Below are 20,399 nucleotides of genomic sequence, written 5' to 3'. Positions count from 1 at the left end.
AATGGATATCGAAACAACACCACTGCTCAGCGTGCAAAGTTTGGGTAAGGATTACGGCGGAAAAATCGGTTGCACGGATGTGTCGTTCGATTTGTGGCCGGGCGAAGTTCTGGGCATCGTCGGCGAGTCCGGATCGGGCAAAACCACCTTGTTGAATTGCCTGTCGGCGCAGTTCGAACCCAGCCGCGGCAAGGTCGTCTACGACACCCGTGTCGAAGGACCGCGCAACATTTTCGACATGTCGGAATCGGAACGCCGCTTGTTGATGCGCACCGACTGGGGGTTGGTGCGTCAAAATCCGCGTGATGGTTTGCGTCTGGGCGTCAGCGCCGGCGCCAATGTCGGCGAACGGCTGATGGCGATCGGCGCACGCAACTACGGCGAAATCCGCTCGATCGCGTCGGAGTGGCTGGAAAAGGTCGAAATCGACACCGGCCGCATCGACGATCAACCGACGACGTTTTCCGGTGGCATGCAACAGCGCTTGCAGATCGCGCGCAACTTGGTCACCAACCCACGCTTGATGTTCATGGACGAACCGACCGGCGGGTTGGATGTATCCGTGCAGGCACGGCTGTTGGATTTGCTGCGCGGCCTGGTAACGCGCCTGGGGCTCAGCGCCATCATCGTCACCCACGATCTCGCCGTGGCACGGCTGTTGGCGCATCGCTTGATGGTGATGAAGAACGGCCATGTGGTCGAACAGGGCCTGACCGATCAGGTGCTGGACGATCCCCAGCATGCCTATACCCAGCTTCTCGTCTCTTCCATTTTGCAGCCGTAAGGAGGGTGTGATGAATTCAGATACGCCTATGATCATGGCCGAGCAGCTCGGCAAGACCTTTGTGCTGCACAATCAGGGCGGCCAGAAGATCCCTGTTTTTCACGGCCTGGATCTGACCGTGTACAAAGGTGAATGCGTGGTCCTGCACGGACCGTCCGGCGCGGGTAAATCGACCCTGATGCGGGCGCTTTATGGCAACTACTTGGTCGATCAAGGGTCGATTCGGGTCAACCACAATGGAACCTGGGTCGACATGAGCCGTGCCGAACCGCAGAAAATTCTCGCCGTGCGAAAAAGCACCATGGGCTATGTGTCGCAGTTTCTGCGCGCCATCCCCCGCGTCAGCGCGTTGGATATCGTCGCAGAGCCTTTGTTGGTTCTGGGTGAAGACGAAAGCCAGGCCCGCACCCGTGCAGGTGAACTGCTAAGCCGCCTGCGGGTGCCGGAAAGCTTGTGGGGTCTCGCCCCGGCGACGTTCTCGGGTGGCGAGCAACAACGCGTCAACATCGCGCGCGGTTTTAGCGCTGATTTTCCGGTGTTGCTGTTGGACGAACCGACCGCATCGCTGGACGCCAAAAATCGCCAAACCGTCACCGACATGATCGGCGAAGCGGTACAGCGCGGCACGGCGATCGTCGGCATCTTTCACGACGAAGACGTGCGCAACGCCGTCGGCACCCGATTGTTTGACATCAAACCTGCAAAGGAAGCGGCATGAGCCCCTTGATCCTCACCAACGCCCGAATCGTGACCCGTGACGAAGTGGTGCTCGGCACCGTCGAAGTCGAACACGGGCGCATCGTCTCCGTGGACCGCGGCAACACGTCGTTGCCCGGCGCTCAGGATCTGGATGGCGATTATCTGATCCCCGGTCTGATCGAACTGCACACCGACAACATGGAAAAAAGCTTCACCCCGCGTCCCGGCGTGCGCTGGCCGTCGATCCCCGCCGCCGTCGCCCACGACGTTCAAGTGGTCGGTGCGGGCATCACCACGGTGTTCGACGCGCTTGCGGTGGGCGACGTGATGCAGAGCTCATCACGGGTGACGCAATTGAAAGACATGGCGGAAACGGTCGCCAAGGCGAAAAAACAAGGTCTGCTGCGCGCCGACCATTACCTGCACATGCGCTGCGAGATGAGCTTTGAAACGGTGGTCGACCTGTTCACCCCGTTCGCCGAAAACCCGCTGGTGCGGCTGGTGTCGTTGATGGATCATGCCCCGGGGCAGCGCCAATTCACCAACATCGACAAGTACCGGGAATATTATCAAGGCAAGTATCATTTCTCGGATGCGAAGATGGATGCTTTCATCGAAAGCCATATGAAGACGTCGGAAATCTACAGTGCCAAGCACCGCACGACCATTGTCGATATGTGCCGCGCCCACGGCTTGCCGATGGCCAGCCATGACGACGCCACCGTGGCGCACGTGGACGAAGCGTCCAGCGACGGGGTCAGCATTTCGGAATTTCCCACCACCGAAGAAGCTGCCAAGGCGGCGCGCGACAAGGGACTGCACGTGCTGATGGGGGCGCCCAATATGGTGCGCGGGCAGTCGCACTCGGGTAACATTTCGGCGCGCGAGCTGGCGGCCCAGGGCGCGATGGACATTTTGTCGTCGGACTATTTCCCGGGCTCGATCCTGCAAGGCGTGTTCACCATGCATCAAAACATTCAAGGCATCTCTCTGCCCAAGGCCGTGGCAGCCGCGACCATCAACCCCGCCGATGCCGCGGGCATGACGGATCGGGGTGAAATAAAACCGGGCAAGCGCGCGGATCTGGTGCGGGTGCGGCTGAGCGAAGACATGCCGGTGGTGAGAGAAGTGTGGGGCGCGGGCGCGCGGGTCTACTGATTGTCAAAGGAGACGAGACGATGTCGAGCACGCGCTATGCCATCTATTTCTCACCGGAACCGGAAAGCGATCTGTGGCTGTTCGGTTCCCGTTGGTTGGGACGCGACAGCGCAACAGGCGATGACATCGAACGCTTGCCGGTCAAATCCGTTTCGCCGCAACGCCTGCAAGAGATAACGGCCGATGCCGCGAAATACGGTTTTCACGCGACCTTGAAGCCGCCGTTTCATCTCTCCCAGGGGCATGATCGTAAAATGCTCGACGAGGCGTTGGAAGCGTTCGCCGCATCCTATGAACCGGTTTTGCTGCCGTCCCTTGAGTTGGCGGAGTTGGACGATTTCATCGCCTTGCGACCGACCGGCCCAAATGAAGACCTGCAAGTACTAGCTGCCGATTGCGTGCGCGCCTTCGATCATTTTCGCAAACCTCCATCAAGTGCGGAACTGGAAAAACGGCGTAAGACCGTTCTTACAGATAGGCAACGCGAGATGCTGGATGCGTGGGGTTATCCCTATGTGATGGACGAGTTCCGCTTTCACATGACGCTAAGCGGGCGTCTGGAAGCAGGCGAGCGTAAAGCCGTGATGGCGGAGCTTCAAACACTCGGTCAGGAAGTCATAGGCAAGCCGGTGACCATAGATGTGTTGACACTTTTTCAGCAAAGCGGTCCGCAAGAACCGTTTGTCGTGGTCAAATGCTATCCGCTCAATGCTCTGTCGCAGCACCAATGGCCGCCACAAAAGAGCCAATAGACGTCTCGAGCTCTGCGCCGTTGTCGATCATGATCACATCGTCGCCCGTGATCAGATATTCCTTGGCGCGTTGAACGCGGCGTTTGATGTCCGACGAACTTTCGCGCCCGCGCGCCTTAAGGCGTTTGGCAAGCGTTTCTTCATCGACGGTGATGTAGAGGACCTTGACAGGGCCCAGTCGTCCACGGGCTTCGTCCACGACGGTGCGCGAGACGTTGACGATCACATGACGGCCGCGTTCAAGGTGTTGAGCAACAGCCTTGGGCACACCGTAGCGCAGATTGTGCGCACGCCATTCCAACAACATATCACCGCGTTCCATCATGGTCGTGAACAGATCCGCGGACACCGGAATGTGATCTTCGCCACCTGCGTCGGCGGGGCGGGTGATATATCGACGCGGAAAGACGTAGTGTTCATTGCCCACCAGCGTATTCTTAGCGCCCTCGATCAGGCTGTCCTTACCAGCGCCGCTGGGACCGACGACCAAAAACAAGGTGCCGCGTTGCGGGGCGGATGCGGGGGCGAAGCTGGGCTCGTCAGTGGGCATGGCGAGGGCCCCTTTTTATCATGCGCGGCACGGGCTGCGGGTTGTCGGTGAGGTGAAAAAAGGTGCAAAGCATTCTTGATTGTACATAATTCATCGACGGTTCGTCGAGAAGTCGATTGCGAAAACGCACCAGGTAAGGCGATCGCCGTCAGCGCGCGTGGAATGTGATGGGCAGTGCATATAGCGTGCGTGCAACAAATACATGACTAACGTGTAACGGTTTTGTTAAGCCGACAATGTGCCCGTTTGGGGGCTAATAAGATGGAGCGACGAGTGAGCGACGATATCGATAAAGACAAACTCGCAAAGGCGGTGGCTGAGGGGATATACCCGCGCGACACGGCTTCGCACACCTTAGGCGTCGAGATCGTCGAAAGCACGGACGGTTGCGCCACCGCGCGCATGACGGTGCGCGAAGACATGCTCAATTTTCACGGCACGTGCCACGGCGGTTTTTTGTATTCCCTGGCGGGCAGCGTGTTCGCGTACGTGATCAACAGCGACAATCGTGCTGCGGTGGTGCAGTCGGGCTCGATCTCTTACACCAAACCGGCGCATTTGGGGGACGTGCTGACGGCGCGCGCCAAGGTCGTCAGCCTCAGTGGACGCAGCGGCATTTACGATGTTGAGATCGCCAATCAAGACAATGAGATCGTTGCGCTGTTTCGCGGCCAATCGTGCAAGGTCAAAGGAGAGAGCGTGCCGGGACTGAACGCGCGTTTCGGTCTGGCGGATAAAGCGCTTTAGAGTTTTTTGGCGATGATGGACTTCATGGCCTCGGGCGCGCCTTTGAGAAAGGTCCGTACATCGTTGGCGATGACCTCGTCGACATTGTCGATCATCGGCTGGTTGTATACGAAGTGACGAATGGCGCGGTAAAAGAACATGCCGTGCAACGACCAAACCAGCTCACATTCTTCTGCGCAGGTCGGTACCTCATCGGTAGTCGGCAGTGCAAATTCATGGCGCATTTCGGAACAGAGCGGTTCAATCAGCTTTGAACGCACATGGGCGAGATAGCGGTCGTTGATGTTCGTGCCTTTGAGGCCGGAAAAGACGAAAATGCGCACCCAGTTGTAATCGTAAATGGCATCCGCGTATTGACGATAGAATGCGATCATCCGTTCGACCAAAGGCTTGTTACGGTCCGCGATCAGCGTTTCCCAATCGGGGTTCCAGCGGCTGACATAGACTTCCTGATAGACGCGTTCGATCAGGTTGTCCTTGCTGGGAAAATACCGATATAGCAACGGCTGCGTGATGCCGATGCGTGCGGCAAGGTCGCGGGTTTTTCCTTCCAGGCCTTGTTCGGCGAAAAAGCTGATGGCTTCGGCAACGATGTGGGCTTCGCGCGCCTCACGATCCATGCGCTTGCGCGGCCGCGCGGCGATGTCTGTGTGTGGGGGTGATTTTGACATATGCCCGAATTTATTAATGTGTGCAGATCATACTGAGCGTGCGCCCGGACATGATTGTGCCGCAAAATGGTGTGGCAACATACCGATTTATTCAATGTGGATCTTTGTTGATATAGGGTCATAATTCTTGCCTGGCAATCAGACCTGATTCGAATTTTGCCTATTTGCAACGGGCCCGGCCGATCAAGCCGCGTACCCTCGATATAGATTTCGTTGGTGGAAGTGTCGGGGGGGGGGCGGCCTGAGGGGCGGTTATTCCGCTGCGGTGGGCAGGACTTCGGTGTCAGCGGCGTGATCGTGGGCAAAGGTCCGCCAGCGCAATATTTCCAGGTTGCCGTCCGCGTCTTCGACCAAGGCTGAGCAGCTTTCCACCCAGTCGCCGTCGTTGCAGTACAATACGTCCCCGATCTGGCGGGTTTCGGGGTGGTGGATGTGACCGCACACGATCCCGTCCAGACCGCGACGCGCCACCATGCCGGCCACGGCGTCTTCGTAATCGGCGATGAACTTGACGGCGTTTTTGACTCTGTATTTCAGATAGGCGGAAAGCGACCAATAGGGAAACCCCAACTTGGCGCGCACTCTATTGAGCCACTGGTTGAGAACCAGCGTGAACATGTAGGCGTTATCGCCAATCACCGCCAACCACTTGGCGTAGCGCACGATCGCGTCGAACTCGTCGCCATGGGTGACCAACATGCGCCGTCCGTCGGCGGTTTCGTGAATGACCTCGCGCTGCACCTCGACACCGCCGAAATGCATGCCGTCGTAATCGCGGGCGAATTCGTCGTGATTGCCGGGCACGAAGATCACCCGCGTTCCCTTGCGCGCCTTGCGGAGAATTTTTTGCACCACGTCATTGTGTGCTTGGGGCCAGTACCACGAGCGCCGCAAGCGCCAGCCATCGATGATGTCGCCGACCAGATATAGGGTGTCGCATTCAACGTTGCGCAAGAAATCGAGCAACAATTCCGCTTGGCAGCCAAGGGAACCCAGGTGCAGGTCGGAAACCCAAACGGTGCGGTAGTGATGATTAAAATGCATGACGTTCGTGATGAACCGAAAGTGAAACCATGAGGGGATATGACACGCGGATGTTTACAGATAAATGTCAGAACCGGGCTGTCAGCAAAGTTTCACCGCACTGCCATACAAAAACTACCGAAGCGTCGCGCAAACATCACAAAAGACGTTTTTTGCGCTTTGGGGGAGAAAAAACCATCTAACTATAATAGAGTGCCGTGAGGGAGGAGCCTTTGGGGAAAGGCTGAATAACAACATGAGCAACGATTCGCGCCTACGCGGCGCTTGCAAAACTGTGTCGAAAGTCATCACCCGTAGGCGCATGCTGAAAGGTCTTGTGGGCGCAGGCGCGTGCGCCACGGTGACGACCTCCACAGCCTTAGGGCCGACACTGTACAACATTGCCCATGGCGCCACTTCCCCCGTTCGGATCGGCTTTCCCGTTCCGCTCAGCGGCCCGTACAGTTGGGAGGCGAACGAGCAGGTCCGGTGCGCTCAGATCGCTGTCGACGCCTTCAACGCCACAGGTGGCCTGGATGGACGAATGGCGGAGCTTCTGGTGCGCGACGACCGGTTGCGCCCCGGCGAGGCGGCCATGCGCACGCTGGAACTCATTGAAGACCATCATGTGCATTTCATTTGCGGTGCGTTGTCGGCGTCGGTGCAGTTGTCGGTAAACGCTGTGGCGCGCGCACGCCAGACCATCTACATGTCGATTTCCCAATCGGATGCGATCAACGAGTCCAAAGACTTTTCCAAGTACACCTTTCACGAAGCGCTGAACCCGCACATGACGGCGGGGGCGGTGGGGCGCTATGTGTTCCCGCGTGTGGGTAAAAGGGTGGCGTTCTTGGTTGCCGATTACGCCTACGGTTACGAGATGATGCGCGGTTTTAAACGCGCCGGCGAAGCGTTCGGTATCGAGACGGTGGCGGAGGTCACGCACCCGATTGCGGTGCAGGACTTTTCGGCTTTTTTGCCGACGATCCGCGACGCCAAGCCCGATGTGTTGTGCTTGTGTAATTTCGGCAACGATCAAATGCATGCGATCAAACAGGCCGCAGATCTGGGCCTGAAAAACGATATGCAATTGGTCGCCCCGGTGCTGCTGTTCAACCAGCGCACCCACGGCGATGTCACGGCCTACGCCGGGGTGATCGGCGGAACCAATTATTATTGGACGCTGGAACAACAATTCGCCAGCGCCAAGAGGTTCAACGACGCTTACCGCGACCGTTTTTCCGGGCGGGTGCCGTCCGATTACGGCGCATATGGATATGCCGGCGTGAAGGCGTTGCTCGACGGGGTGCTCAAGGCGGGCAGCGTCGATACCAATGCGGTGATTGCGGCGCTTGAAACCAGCCGGACCGACCGGTGCAAGGGGCTTCAGCATTTCCGTGCCTGCGATCACCAGTCTGTGCAATCGGTTTTGGTTTTGCGTTCCAAAGCGCAGGAGCACATGGCCGACGAGTACGATCTTTTCGAAGTCCTCGACACCGAATCGGCATCGGAAGACAACTTGCGCACCTGCGCCGAACTCGGACACCTATAGTTCTGTACGAACATCAGTTCGTTAAACGCAAAACGGCCCCGACACTGTCGGGGCCGTTGACCTACGTGGGAGGAACGTAGGCTGAAAGCTAAGTCAGAGGAGGAGGAGGGGCAACTTAGCCGTCATATTCATCGTACGTGGCGTCGTATTCGGCATGATTGCGGCGCTTGGCCAACTCTGCCGGGGTTTTGATGTGGCGCTTGGGCTGAATGAAGATGCCCTTTTCCGCCATCACTTCGTACTGCGCGTGGTTGATCTTGCGCGGGCCGGTTTCGCGTTTGTATTTGCCGGGCATCTGGGTGATGTTGCCGAGGCTCGCTTGGGTTTCGTATTCGGCATACGTATCCGCGGCAATGGCTTGCGTGCCGACAGTGGTCATGGCAACCAGGGCGGCGCCGATGAGGATGCGGTTCAAAGTTTTGTGCGATGCGTTGCTTTTGTTGCTCATGGTTCGGGTTCCTTGCGCGTTCTTGTTCGGGTTCGGTTGGGTTGCTTATACGGCCAATCCAAAAGTTGCTCTGTGATGGCCGTCACGTCCCTTGCGGGTGCATGTTGTTGCCTTCTGTACCGATAACGTGGGGGAGGGAAAAATCATCCATGACATTTTTATGAAATATGTAACTGTATGATTTTAAAGGTTATAATATTGAATATTTTTGATATTGAGACCGTTGGTATGGGGAGCGGGCATAAAATTCGCGGTCCAAATCAGGGTGAATATGCGCACAGAACGATAGATAAAGTATGCATACTGGAGAGGTCTGGACCTGCATAGATTTTGGGTCTGTTTAGAATGCGTTAGCAATCCCAACCCCATAATGACTCTCTGCGATTCGCACCCCGTGGACGCAGGCCTGAAGGCATGAGAGTTATGGATTATCAAGGGCTTAAGCACTGTTCCGTGCTGGTTGCCGACGACAGCGCCGCGACGCGCATGTTGCTGGCGACCTCGTTGCACGACATTGGTGTGGGTGTCGTCAACACCGTTTCCAACGGTGTGGCGGCGATTGAGCACTTGCGACACAGCGCCACCAGTTCGATCACGGGGCAAACCCCGCCGGTGGATTTGCTGATCACCGAATGGGATATGGAACCGGTTGGTGGCATGATGCTGATCAACTGGGTGCGACGTCATCAGGATTCACCCGACCGCTTCACCCGGACCATGATCATGAGCGGCGAACTGGACGCCGAAAAGGTCGAACGCGCGCGCAACTCCGGGGTCAATGCGGTGTTCGCCAAACCCTTCTCAATCAATTCTCTGCGCAAGCACATCACGCATGTGCTGTCCAACAACCCACCCTACTTCAAATCCCGGAGCTACTTCGGCCCCGACCGTCGCCGTCATGCGCCGGATGCCGTGCTGGAAGAACGCCGCCGCGTGCAAAAACCGTATGGCGAAAAGCTGGGAGTGGGGCAATATCCCGACGTCGGCTGTTTCGATTTGCCCCATTATCTCAGCGAAATCGCCCTGGGTCGGGCTCGAGAACGCATTGATTTCGGCGAGCGCCATTTGGCCCACCAGGTGCTTTTGCGCCATAGCGAAGATTACGTCGATTGGATCCGCGGCGATGTCGAGGTGTTGCGCCTGGCGTTTCGCTTGGCCGATGAAAACCCGGAAATGCGTGCGCGCAACATGGCGCTGATGGGCAATCTGATCCACCGCCTGGAACGCGAAGGCACGTTACTTGGCTATCCTCTGATTTCGGCGTTTTCGCACACGTTGGCGAACGCCATCAAAGCGGACACGCGGTTGTGGCGGCAAACGGCCGAGATCTTCGACGCCGCTTTGAGCGGGCTGGACACGGTGGTGCGCCAGAACGTGCGCGGCGATGGCGGTGCGGTGGGCAAGGCGCTCAGCGGCTCGCTCGGCCGCCTCAACAAGAAACTGCTTTCATTGCGCCCGCTCAACGCGCACCGCCAAGGGATCGCCCGGTTCGGTTGACGTTTTACGAGCGCAACCTGATGCGTTTCATCCACATCAACGCTTTTTCCGTGAGACCGGCGACGGTGCCTTTTTCGCAATATTCCCCGTCCGTTTGTCCCGGGTAACCCGGTCCGCTGCGCAGCATCATCGAGGTCCCGTAATTGCCGGACATGACAATGCAGGTCAGTCCCTTGCCGTGAAGGGTCGCATAATAGATGTCGCCAATGGCGGCACTGGTTTTGGTCACGTCTCCGTCGATTGTGAAATCCTTATAGTACTTGTCGAGCATTTTGCGGAACGAGTGGGGGCTGACCGCCAGCATTCCGCCAAGGAAATAGCGGTCGTAGGAAAAATACCCCCCGGTAAAGTTGACGACTTCCCGCCTGAAACTGCCATCTTCCTTGATCTTGGCGCTTTTGATTTTGAAGCCTTTGAGCTTCATCAGTTCGTCGGGAAACATGATGCTCGTTTCCTGGATGTCGACTTCAATATCTTTTTGCCAACCTTGGTTGGTCTTGCAAGCTGTCGTCAGGCCGACGCACAAACCAGCCATTGCCAGAACCTTGATTGGCTTCGAATTCAAAAGTGCGAGCATAAAACTGATCCCTTATATGATTTAGACACGTGTTAAGACACGTTGATCATATTACCCTCTCACAAGGCGTGTGCAATCACCGATGTTGTATGTAGTTAATTAAAACAATCAATAATACACCTTCGCCAATGGACCATTGACCTAGGCGCATCTTCGTCCCATTTGTTAGCGATGAGCCGGACCCGCGACGTTAAAGCAATCACCACAGTGTACGTGTGCACCAACATGCGCATTGGCGGGAATTCGTGCGCCAATCAGAAATCCAAGGCGGTGCTCAAGGCCTTGCAGGTGCGTGCCGACGCACGTGCGTCCGCGGGGGGCGCGGTTGTGGCGGTTCGTCCCAGCGTGTGCATGGGCTATTGCGAAGAAGGCCCCAACGTCAAGATCATGGGCGGCGAGCTTTTACACAACGTGCGCGAGGATGACGTCGAGCGGGTGCTCGACGCCGCCGAAACCGTCACGCGCGATTGACGCCTTAGCGAACTTGTCTTTCTCCGCCATTGCTTGACAGGTGTGCAATGCGCTAAAACCGCTGTGCGTAACGTTTCCACCTTCAATCGGAGCCCATCTTCCATGGCGTCGTACCAATACATTTACGTGATGAAAAACCTGAGCAAGACCTTTCCCGGCGGGAAAGAGATTCTCAAGAACATCACCCTGTCTTTCTTGCCGGGCGTGAAAATCGGTGTTCTGGGCCACAATGGCGCGGGTAAATCGACGCTGCTCAAGATCATGGCGGGTATCGACACCGATTACACCGGCGAAGCCTGGGCGGCGGACGGCGTTCGCGTGGGCTATCTGGAACAGGAACCGCAGCTCGACGAAAGCCTGACGGTGGTCGAAAACGTTATGCACGGCCTGGGCGAAGCCAAGGACCTGCTAGACCGTTTCAATGAGATTTCCATGAAGTTCGCCGAACCCATGGACGACGACGAAATGGCCGCGCTGCTGGAAGAGCAAGGCGAGTTGCAGGAAAAGATCGACGCCTGCGACGGCTGGGAACTGGAACGCACCATCGAAATCGCCATGGACGCGTTGCGCTGCCCGCCGGCCGACAGCGCCGTGGACAAGCTTTCGGGCGGTGAAAAGCGCCGCATCGCACTGTGCCGCCTGTTGCTGCAAAAGCCCGACATTCTGCTGCTTGACGAACCGACCAACCACTTGGACGCGGAATCGGTGGCGTGGCTGGAACGCCATTTGGAAGACTACAAGGGCACCGTGATGATCGTGACCCACGATCGTTACTTCCTCGACAACGTCACGGGCTGGATTTTGGAACTCGACCGCGGTCGCGGCATTCCCTACGAAGGCAATTATTCGAGCTGGCTGGAACAGCAGGAAAAACGCCTCGCCCACGAAGAAAAAGAAGAAACCGCGCGCCAGCGTACCCTCAAGCACGAACTGGAATGGATCCGGCAGTCGCCCAAGGCGCGCCAGTCCAAATCCAAGGCGCGTATCGCGGCCTATGACGAACTGTTGGCCAAGGACAAGGACAAGCGCATTGGTAGCGCGCAGATCTCCATACCCGCCGGGCCGCGTTTGGGCTCGCTGGTGATCGAGGCGGAAAATCTGCAAAAGGCGTTCGGCGACAAGCTGCTGATCGACGGCCTCAACTTCAAACTGCCGCCGGGCGGCATCGTCGGCATCATCGGTGCAAACGGCGCGGGTAAAACCACGCTGTTTCGCATGATCACCGGTCAAGAACAGCCCGACGGCGGTGCGCTGAAAATCGGCGACACCGTCAAGCTCGGCTACGTCGATCAATCGCGCGCCACCTTGGACGACAAAAAAGGCGTGTGGGAAGAAATCTCCGGCGGGCTCGACGTGATCCAATTGGGTCAAAAGGAAGTTCAGTCGCGCGCCTATGTGTCGTGGTTCAACTTCAAGGGCGGCGACCAGCAAAAGAAAGTCGGCCAGCTTTCCGGCGGTGAGCGCAACCGCGTGCACCTCGCCAAGATGCTGCAAACCGGCGCCAACGTCATCTTGCTTGACGAACCGACCAACGATTTGGACGTCGACACCCTGCGCGGTCTCGAAGAGGCGCTGCTCGACTTCGCCGGGTGCGCGGTGGTGATCTCTCACGATCGCTGGTTCCTCGACCGCATCGCCACCCACATCTTGGCGTTTGAAGGCAATTCGGAAGTGGTGTGGTTCGAAGGCAACTTTGCCGACTACGAAGAAGACAAGAAGAAACGCCTCGGCGACGATGCGGTGGAACCCCACCGCCTCCAGTACAAGCCGCTGACGCGTTAACGGCTCAAAGCCCACAAATCAAAAGCCCGCCTCATTGAGGCGGGCTTTTTAGTGGGCTTGCAGTTGCACCTTACCAGAACGGTTTGAAGTTGATACCGAACGGCAGGTTGACGTAGCCGGGGATCTTGACGTTGTCATCGCCGAAGTCGCCGTCCTTGGCGCCCATGTGGCAGGCGTCGCAGCGCGCTTTCGAGCCGACGCCCTTGGAGGCGAACACCGCCGGGTCGAGTTCGTCGTGCTTGCGGATATAGCGTGGCGTGGTGGTCACGGATTTGGGTGGGTTGGCGAGATCGACGCCTTCGAGGAATTTCTGGGCGCGGCGGTGTTGGCTGACGTCGGACGCGTTGGCGGTGTGATAGGCTTCGATTTCGGCGCGTAGTGCGGGGTCGAGCGAGGCGTCTTCGCCGAAATGGTTGGAAAGATCGCCCATGATCGCGCGCCATGATGCGACCGGCAGCATTTCGGGGCGGTAGAGCACGTGACAGTCCGAGCATTCACGCACCACATTGGGGTTGGTGATCGGGGGAAACGTTCCCCCCGCCTGGGCGCTATGGCTTGCGACGGGCAGGCTCAGCGCCGTTACGGCGGCGCCCAATAGCGCGGCGCGGACAATATGCATCATGATGTAATTCCCGTTTATGTGTCGTTTGGTCGGCATCATAGGCGTGCTGCATGAACAAGCCCTGAACGCACAAAAAAGCCCGCCGGATATCAGGCGGGCTTTCGACGTTAAGGTCCAGATCGCTTAGTTCTTGGTCGCCATCATCGGCTCTTCGGCGTCCGGGTCGTCCATGGGTTCCATCATCGGCATGGAACCGTTGTTCTGGCTCATCGACGGCAGGCCGTGGGTGGGGGTGGCGCCGTTGCGGATTTCGTCGGCGCGCACTTGACGGTAGAGGCTGCGCACGGCGGCGTAATAATCCAACGAGGTTTTTTCCATGTCATCAATGGCGTCCATGTTTCTGGCGCGGAAGTCGATGGCCTCGGCAACGAAGCGTTCGTTGGGGATGTATTCTTTATCGGTGTTTTGTGCGTAATGCCAAACCGGATCGGTAAGCACGTCGACGACCTTGCCCACCGCGTCGCGCGGGTTGGACGGGCCGAGGATCGGCAGAACCAAGTACGGCCCGCCATCGACGCCCCACGTCGCCAAGGATTGACCGAAGTCTTCCTTATGAGCGGGATAGCCCATGGAGGTGGCCGGATCGCCAAAGCCCAAAATACCCACCGTGGTGTTGATGGCGAAACGCGAGAACGTGGTCATCGCGCGATCACCCTCGCCCTGCAGCAGGTCGTTCAACAGCACGACCGGGGTCTTCAGGTTGTTGAGAAAGTTGCTGACGATGTCTTGGATCGGCGGCGGCACGAATCCGCGATACAGCGTCGCGGCGGGGCGCAGCAACAACGTATCCAAACCGCGATTGAATTCGAACATCGCGCGGTTGAACGGCTCCAGAGGATCGTTGATTTCATTGTATTCGGCGACCGCTTCCGGGTCGTTGGGATCGGGGGCGCTGGCGCATGCGGTGACCAGAAAACCCAGCAGAAAGACGGCACAAATGCGCAATACGTTTTGATGCAGAGTATTGAATATGCGGCTCGTCATCGAGCTTTGTGCATCAATCGTCTTAGCGAACATTCAGGGCTCCGTCACAGTAAAATCATCATGCGATGCCAACGCGGCATACAGTGAAGACCGTACTTTGTCTTTCTTGCCGACGTGCTTTCACACGCCCATTTCCCACACCAACCTGACCTTTGCTCTCACACGCATTTGCTCATGAATGGGCAAGGCGTTTAGCGGGGCCTCAATGCGGCGATCACAGCAAGGCGAACAAACCACACCCTTTGGAATTAGCACACGGTTTTCGGGTTGACCAGCACGGCGTTGTGCGGATGCCATGCTTGCGCACCCTGTGTTGCCTTAATGCAACACGGCATCGTCTAAATGGATGATGAGAGGTGGCTAAAAACATCTGTACATCACGCAAATCAATGGATATAAAGATATCGTTATATCGACATATTGAATTGTCATGGATTGAGGCGGTGTGGTGAAATGAATGGCGTTCTAGAGGCATTGCGGGCGGCGGCGGATCCGACCCGGTTGCGCATCCTCGGCCTTTTGGAATCGGGGGAGCTGACGGTCAGTGAGCTGGTGTCGATTCTCGGCCAGAGCCAGCCGCGTGTTTCTCGCCACCTCAAGATCTTGGTCGACGCCGGGCTGTTGGAACGGTTTCGCGAAGGCAGTTGGGTTTTTCACCGTTTGAGTCTGGGCGCCGGTGGCGCGCGGGCGCGCGCCTTGGTGCATTTGATACCCGACGATGATCCCTTACGGGCGCAAGATTCTCAGCGCTTGAAGGAGATCGAAGCTCAGCGCGCGCAAATGGCCGAAGACTATTTCCGCAAATACGCCCCCGAATGGGATCGCCTGCGCCAGCTCGACGTGGATGAAGAGGCCGTCGCCACCGTGGTGCGCGACATGCTGCCGTTGACGCGCAGTCAAAAGCTCTTGGATCTGGGCACCGGCACCGGCCGGATGTTGCAAGTGTTGGGACCCGATGTGGGCGAGGCGTTGGGACTGGACAACAGTCATGAAATGCTGGCCGTGGCGCGATCCAACCTGACCCGCTGGGGGCTGGACAACTGCCAATTGCGCCAAGCCGACATCTTGGCCTTGCCGGTGGTTTACGGGACGTTTGACGCCGTGGTGGTGCATCAGGTATTGCACTTCCTCGATAGGCCGTGGACGGCGATTGGCGAGGCGGTTCGCGCCTTGGCGCCGGGCGGGCGGCTGTTGATCGTCGATTTGGCGCCGCACGACGTGGAAGAGCTGCGCGAAAAGCACGCGCACCGCCGCCTCGGTTTTGCGGATGAAGAAGTTCAAGACTGGTTGCAGGCTCAAGGCCTGACGCTGGAAACGATCAAGCATTTGCCCGGTAAGCTGGGCGTGACCATTTGGCTGGCGCGGCGCATCGGCGTCGCGAACATGAGAACGGAAACTCAATCGATGAACCAAGGAGCGTCCCTATGAGCGCGATCAATCAACAAAAACTCTGCGGCATGGCGGTGTCTTCACCCTTGCCGAGGGACGCCAATGTTTCGTTCGAGTTTTTCCCGCCCAAATCCGATCAGATGGAAGCGAAGCTGTGGGAATGCATCGAACGCCTCAAGCCGCTGCATCCGGCTTACGTGTCGGTGACATACGGCGCGGGCGGCTCGACCCGCGAACGCACCCACGCGACCGTGACCCGCATTCGCCGTGAAACGGATTTGGAACCGGCCGCGCATTTGACCTGTGTCGGCGCAACCCGCGAAGAAATCGACGCCATCGCCCGCCAATATTGGAACGACGGCATCAAGCACATCGTCGCGCTGCGCGGCGATCCGGTCGAAGGCATCGAAAAACAATACGTCCCTCATCCGGGGGGATACGCGTACGCCGAGGATCTGGTTAAGGGGCTCAAGGCCATTGCGGATTTCGAAATCTCCGTCGCGGCGTACCCCGAAGTTCACCCCCAAGCGAAAAGCGCCGAGGCGGATCTCGACAACCTTAAACGCAAGATCGACGCGGGCGCGACCCGCGCCATCACCCAATCGTTCTTCGATGTCGAGGTGTTCTTGGACTTTGTCGAGCGCGCGAAAAAAGCCGGCATCGACGTGCCCATCGTTCCGGGCATCTTGCCGGTGACCAATTTCAAGCGCGTGCAGGAATTTTCCGCCCAGACCGGAACCTCGGTGCCGGGCTGGATGGCCGACTTGTTCGAAGGCCTGGACGACGACCCCGAAACCCGCAAGCTGGTCGCCGCTTCGGTTGCCGCCGAACAGTGCCGAGTGCTTTACGCCAACGGCATCAAGGACTTTCATTTCTACACCTTGAACCGCGCCGACCTGACCTACGCCATTTGCCACATTCTTGGCGTTCGCCCTCCCCTGTCTTCGACCGCTGAATAAAGAGACCGAAACCGATGTCCCTCAAACCGCACAATCCGAACGCCAAAGCTCAACTCGAAGACGCGCTGAAAAAACGCATCCTAATTCTGGACGGCGCCATGGGCACCATGATCCAGCATCACAAGTTCGAGGAAGACGACTTTCGCGCCGAACGCTTCGCCAATCACAACTCGGAACTCAAGGGCAACAACGATCTTCTGATCTTGACCCAGCCCGAAGCGATCCAAGGCATTCACGAAGCGTACCTGGAAGCCGGTGCGGACATCATCGAAACCAACACCTTCAGCGCCACGTCGATTTCCCAAGCCGACTATGGCTTGGAAAGCATCGTTTATGAGCTCAACGTCGAAGGCGCGAAATTGGCGCGTGCGGCGGCAGATAAATATTCCACCCCGGACCGGCCGCGCTTCGTCGCCGGTGGCTTGGGCCCGACCAACCGCACCGCGTCGATGTCGCCGGACGTCAACGATCCGGGTATGCGCAACGTCACCTTCGACGAGTTGAAGGACGCCTACATCGAAGCGACCCGCGGTTTGATCGAAGGCGGCGCGGATTTGATCTTGATCGAAACCGTGTTCGACACCCTCAACGCCAAGGCGGCGATCTTCGCCGTCAAGACGGTGTTCGAAGAAGAAGGGTTCGAGCTGCCGGTGATGATATCGGGCACCATCACGGATGCGTCGGGACGTACCCTTTCGGGGCAAACGGCGGAAGCGTTCTGGAACTCGCTGGCGCATGCCAAGCCGGTCTCGATCGGCTTCAACTGCGCGCTGGGCGCGGAAGATCTGCGCCCGCACGTGCAAGCGGTCGGCAAGATCGCCGACACCCACGTGTCGGTCTATCCCAACGCCGGCCTGCCCAACGAATTCGGTGCTTACGACGACACCCCCGAATACATGGGCCAGGTGTTGCGCAGTTTCGCCGAAGAAGGCTTGCTCAACATCGTTGGTGGATGCTGCGGTACCTCGCCCGATCACATCAAGGCCATTGCCGATGCCGTCGCCGACGTAGCACCCCGCGTTCTGCCCAAGTCCGAACTGGTGTGCCGCCTGTCGGGGCTGGAGCCGCTGGTCATCGACGAGGTCACCGGCTTCGTCAATGTGGGCGAGCGCTGCAATGTTGCGGGCTCGGCCAAGTTTAAAAAGTTGATCGCCGACGGCGACTATCAAGCCGCCACCGATATCGGCCGCACCCAGGTCGAAAACGGCGCACAGATCGTCGACGTCAACATGGACGACGCGATGCTCGACGCCGAAAAAGAGGTCGTGCGCTTTCTCAACCTGATTGCCGGCGAACCCGACATCGCGCGCGTGCCGGTGATGATCGACAGTTCCAAGTGGGACGTGATCGAAAAGGGTCTCAAGTGCGTGCAGGGCAAAGGCGTGGTGAACTCCATCAGCCTCAAGGAAGGCGAAGCCGCGTTCAAGGATCACGCCAAGAAGATCATGAACTACGGCGCCGCCGTGATCGTCATGGCGTTCGACGAACAAGGCCAGGCCGACAGTTATGAGCGCATGATCGAAATTTGCAAACGCTCCTACGATGCGTTGATGGAGGTCGGCTTCCCGCCCCAAGACATCATCTTCGATCCCAACATCTTCCCCATCGCCACCGGCCTGGACGAGCACCGCAATTATTCGGTCGACTACATCAACGCCTGCAAATGGATCAAAGCCAATTTGCCGGGCGCGATGATATCCGGCGGCGTCAGCAACATGTCGTTCTCGTTCCGCGGTAACAACCCGGTGCGCGAAGCCATGCACTCGGTGTTCCTCTATCACGCGGTCAACGCGGGCATGACCATGGGCATCGTCAATGCCGGTCAGCTGACGGTTTATTCCGACATTCCCGAAGAGCTGCGCGAACGCATCGAGGACGTGGTCTTGAACCGCCGCGAAGACGCCACCGAGCGGTTGTTGGAAGTTGCTGAAGAAGCCCGCGGTTTGGGCACCAAGGACAGCGGTCCCGATTTGGCGTGGCGCGAGCAGCCGGTCGCCAAGCGGCTTGAACACGCGCTGGTCAAAGGCATCACGGAATTCATCGTCGATGACGTGGAAGAAGCCCGCCAGCAGGCCGATCAACCCATCAGCGTCATCGAAGGGCCGTTGATGGACGGCATGAACGTGGTCGGCGATCTGTTCGGGTCGGGCCAGATGTTCCTGCCCCAGGTGGTCAAGTCCGCGCGCGTGATGAAGCAAGGCGTGGCCCATCTGCTGCCATACATCGAAGCGGGCAAGGCCGCCGGCTCGAGCAAGGGCAAGATCTTGATGGCCACCGTCAAAGGCGACGTGCACGACATCGGCAAGAACATCGTCGGCGTGGTGCTTCAGTGCAACAATTTCGACGTTATCGACATGGGCGTGATGCAGCCTTACGCCGACATCTTGGACAGGGCCCAAGCTGAAAACGTCGACATCATCGGCCTCAGCGGTCTGATCACACCGTCGCTGGAAGAAATGGTCACGGTGGCCAAGGAAATGGAACGGCGCGGCATGACCCAGCCGTTGTTGATCGGCGGTGCGACCACCTCCAAGGTCCACACGGCAGTGAAGATTGACCCGGTCTATTCCGGCCCGGTGATTCACGTCAACGACGCGTCGCGCGCCGTCGGCGTGGCGTCGCAGTTGCTGTCCGAAACCCAGCGCGACGGCTATGTGGCCGCGATCGAGGCCGAGTACGCCGAAGTCAAAGCCAAGCACGAAGCCGGTCAGCGCGATCGCGATCAGCTCAACCTGATCACGGCGCGCGAACGCCGCCTGAAGATCAATTGGAACGCCAACGACATCACCGCGCCGAGCTTTACCGGCACGCGGGTGTTCGAAGACTATCCGTTGGACGAACTGGTCGAGCGTATCGATTGGACGCCGTTCTTCCGCACCTGGGAGCTCAAGGGCAATTACCCCGCGATCTTGGACGCGGACGGCGACGTCGGCGACACCGCGCGTTCCTTGTTCAAGGATGCGCAAGAGATGCTTAAACGGATCGTCGAAGAAAAGTGGCTCAAGGCCGCAGGCGTGATCGGTTTTTGGCCCGCGGCATCGGTCGGCCACGACGATGTCGAACTGTTCACCGACGACAGCCGCAGCAAAACCTTGGCGCGCATCCACTTCCTGCGCCAGCAAATGGTCAAGGGCGAAGGCCGCACCAACAATTGTTTGGCCGACTTCATCGCGCCCATGGGCTCCGACGTCAATGACCACATCGGCGGCTTCGCAGTTACCGCGGGCATCGGCATCGAAAAGAAATCGGCAGAGTTCCAAGCCGCTCACGATGATTACAGCGACATCTTGTTGAAGGCTCTGGCAGACCGACTGGCCGAGGCGTTCGCCGAACGCATGCACGAACGCGTGCGCAAGGAATTCTGGGCTTACGCGGCGGAAGAAGACCTCGCCAACGAAGACCTGATCAAGGAAGCCTACGACGGCATCCGCCCCGCGCCCGGCTACCCCGCGTGTCCCGACCACACCGAAAAGACCACGCTGTTCAAACTGCTCGACGCCACCAACGCGACGGGCATCGAGCTCACCGACAGCTACGCCATGATGCCCGCCAGCTCGGTCTCGGGCTTCTACCTCGCCCATCCGCAAGCCAGCTACTTCGGCATCGGCAAAATCGGCAAAGACCAGGTGGAAGACTACGCCAAGCGCAAAGGTGTCAGCATCGAGGAAGCCGAACGCTGGCTGGCGCCGAATTTGGCTTACACGCCGAAATGATTCAGGGGAGGACGAGGATAT

General features: G+C 58.3%; 19 protein-coding genes. 12 read left to right on the top strand and 7 right to left on the bottom strand.

The window, feature by feature from the left end; genetic code table 11:
* Position 1: 1 nt before the first annotated feature.
* From phnK to VIN96_RS16600, 4 genes are read left to right on the top strand one after another with little or no spacing between them, the layout of a single operon-like run.
* Positions 2-784, top strand: a complete 783-nt coding sequence (phnK, locus tag VIN96_RS16615; RefSeq protein ID WP_331897784.1) for a phosphonate C-P lyase system protein PhnK — start codon at positions 2-4, stop codon at positions 782-784.
* A gap of 10 nt (positions 785-794) precedes the next feature.
* Entirely contained in the window at positions 795-1,502 is a 708-nt protein-coding gene (gene phnL / locus VIN96_RS16610) for a phosphonate C-P lyase system protein PhnL (protein ID WP_331897782.1), read from the top strand.
* Positions 1,499-2,641, top strand: a complete 1,143-nt coding sequence (locus tag VIN96_RS16605; RefSeq protein ID WP_331897780.1) for an alpha-D-ribose 1-methylphosphonate 5-triphosphate diphosphatase — start codon at positions 1,499-1,501, stop codon at positions 2,639-2,641. Before phnL ends, VIN96_RS16605 begins: the two co-directional genes overlap by 4 nt.
* 20 nt (positions 2,642-2,661) lie before the next feature.
* Positions 2,662-3,393 carry a DUF1045 domain-containing protein gene (locus tag VIN96_RS16600; protein ID WP_331897778.1) on the top strand — a complete coding sequence of 244 codons (732 nt, stop codon included), beginning with the start codon at positions 2,662-2,664 and terminating at the stop codon, positions 3,391-3,393.
* Here VIN96_RS16600 and phnN read toward each other — a convergent pair.
* Positions 3,347-3,943, bottom strand: a complete 597-nt coding sequence (gene phnN, locus VIN96_RS16595; protein WP_331897776.1) for a phosphonate metabolism protein/1,5-bisphosphokinase (PRPP-forming) PhnN — start codon at positions 3,941-3,943, stop codon at positions 3,347-3,349. The genes VIN96_RS16600 and phnN overlap by 47 nt on opposite strands.
* A 273-nt stretch (positions 3,944-4,216) precedes the next feature.
* Between phnN and paaI the strand changes: the two genes are divergently transcribed.
* A complete protein-coding gene (gene paaI / locus VIN96_RS16590) occupies positions 4,217-4,690 on the top strand; it encodes a hydroxyphenylacetyl-CoA thioesterase PaaI (RefSeq protein ID WP_331897774.1) in 474 nt (157 codons plus the stop codon).
* Here the strand turns inward: paaI and VIN96_RS16585 are convergent.
* Both VIN96_RS16585 and VIN96_RS16580 read right to left on the bottom strand, forming a co-directional pair.
* A complete protein-coding gene (locus tag VIN96_RS16585) occupies positions 4,687-5,361 on the bottom strand; it encodes a TetR/AcrR family transcriptional regulator (protein ID WP_331897772.1) in 675 nt (224 codons plus the stop codon). The two genes, paaI and VIN96_RS16585, sit on opposite strands and share 4 nt — an antisense overlap.
* Before the next feature lie 252 nt (positions 5,362-5,613).
* Positions 5,614-6,405, bottom strand: coding sequence for a UDP-2,3-diacylglucosamine diphosphatase (locus tag VIN96_RS16580; protein ID WP_331897771.1), 792 nt, complete (start codon positions 6,403-6,405; stop codon positions 5,614-5,616).
* Between the two features lie 235 nt (positions 6,406-6,640).
* On the opposite strand from VIN96_RS16580, the gene VIN96_RS16575 reads away from it, so the two are divergent.
* Positions 6,641-7,936, top strand: coding sequence for an ABC transporter substrate-binding protein (locus tag VIN96_RS16575; RefSeq protein ID WP_331897769.1), 1,296 nt, complete (start codon positions 6,641-6,643; stop codon positions 7,934-7,936).
* 115 nt (positions 7,937-8,051) lie between these two features.
* On the opposite strand, the gene VIN96_RS16570 is transcribed toward VIN96_RS16575, so the two are convergent.
* Complete coding sequence (locus VIN96_RS16570) at positions 8,052-8,384, bottom strand: hypothetical protein (RefSeq protein WP_331897767.1); 333 nt, start codon at positions 8,382-8,384, stop codon at positions 8,052-8,054.
* Between the two features lie 414 nt (positions 8,385-8,798).
* Here VIN96_RS16570 and VIN96_RS16565 point away from each other — a divergent pair, with 414 nt between their 5' ends.
* Entirely contained in the window at positions 8,799-9,881 is a 1,083-nt protein-coding gene (locus tag VIN96_RS16565) for a response regulator (protein WP_331897765.1), read from the top strand.
* Between the two features lie 4 nt (positions 9,882-9,885).
* On the opposite strand, the gene VIN96_RS16560 is transcribed toward VIN96_RS16565, so the two are convergent.
* Positions 9,886-10,458, bottom strand: coding sequence for a hypothetical protein (locus tag VIN96_RS16560; protein WP_331897763.1), 573 nt, complete (start codon positions 10,456-10,458; stop codon positions 9,886-9,888).
* A gap of 171 nt (positions 10,459-10,629) precedes the next feature.
* Between VIN96_RS16560 and VIN96_RS16555 the strand changes: the two genes are divergently transcribed.
* Entirely contained in the window at positions 10,630-10,929 is a 300-nt protein-coding gene (locus tag VIN96_RS16555) for a (2Fe-2S) ferredoxin domain-containing protein (RefSeq protein ID WP_331897761.1), read from the top strand.
* A 102-nt stretch (positions 10,930-11,031) separates the two neighbouring features.
* Entirely contained in the window at positions 11,032-12,711 is a 1,680-nt protein-coding gene (gene ettA, locus VIN96_RS16550) for an energy-dependent translational throttle protein EttA (protein ID WP_331897760.1), read from the top strand.
* 70 nt (positions 12,712-12,781) lie between these two features.
* Here ettA and VIN96_RS16545 read toward each other — a convergent pair whose 3' ends face one another.
* Both VIN96_RS16545 and VIN96_RS16540 read right to left on the bottom strand, forming a co-directional pair.
* Positions 12,782-13,333, bottom strand: coding sequence for a cytochrome C (locus VIN96_RS16545; RefSeq protein ID WP_331897759.1), 552 nt, complete (start codon positions 13,331-13,333; stop codon positions 12,782-12,784).
* A 123-nt stretch (positions 13,334-13,456) separates the two neighbouring features.
* The gene (locus VIN96_RS16540; RefSeq protein WP_331897758.1) at positions 13,457-14,350 is read right to left on the bottom strand and encodes a VacJ family lipoprotein; all 894 of its coding nucleotides are present in this window, start codon (positions 14,348-14,350) and stop codon (positions 13,457-13,459) included.
* 420 nt (positions 14,351-14,770) lie between these two features.
* Between VIN96_RS16540 and VIN96_RS16535 the strand changes: the two genes are divergently transcribed.
* From VIN96_RS16535 to metH, 3 genes are read left to right on the top strand one after another with little or no spacing between them, the layout of a single operon-like run.
* Positions 14,771-15,745 carry a metalloregulator ArsR/SmtB family transcription factor gene (locus tag VIN96_RS16535; RefSeq protein ID WP_331897756.1) on the top strand — a complete coding sequence of 325 codons (975 nt, stop codon included), beginning with the start codon at positions 14,771-14,773 and terminating at the stop codon, positions 15,743-15,745.
* Positions 15,742-16,665 (top strand): methylenetetrahydrofolate reductase, encoded by a 924-nt coding sequence (gene metF / locus VIN96_RS16530; RefSeq protein ID WP_331897754.1) that lies wholly within the window; start codon positions 15,742-15,744, stop codon positions 16,663-16,665. Before VIN96_RS16535 ends, metF begins: the two co-directional genes overlap by 4 nt.
* Before the next feature lie 14 nt (positions 16,666-16,679).
* Entirely contained in the window at positions 16,680-20,378 is a 3,699-nt protein-coding gene (gene metH, locus VIN96_RS16525) for a methionine synthase (protein ID WP_331897752.1), read from the top strand.
* Positions 20,379-20,399: the final 21 nt, after the last annotated feature.

Source organism: Magnetovibrio sp., from assembly GCF_036568125.1.
In the GTDB taxonomy this organism is placed as follows: Bacteria; Pseudomonadota; Alphaproteobacteria; order Rhodospirillales; family Magnetovibrionaceae; genus Magnetovibrio.
This window is presented reverse-complemented; position numbering and strand designations above follow the sequence as displayed.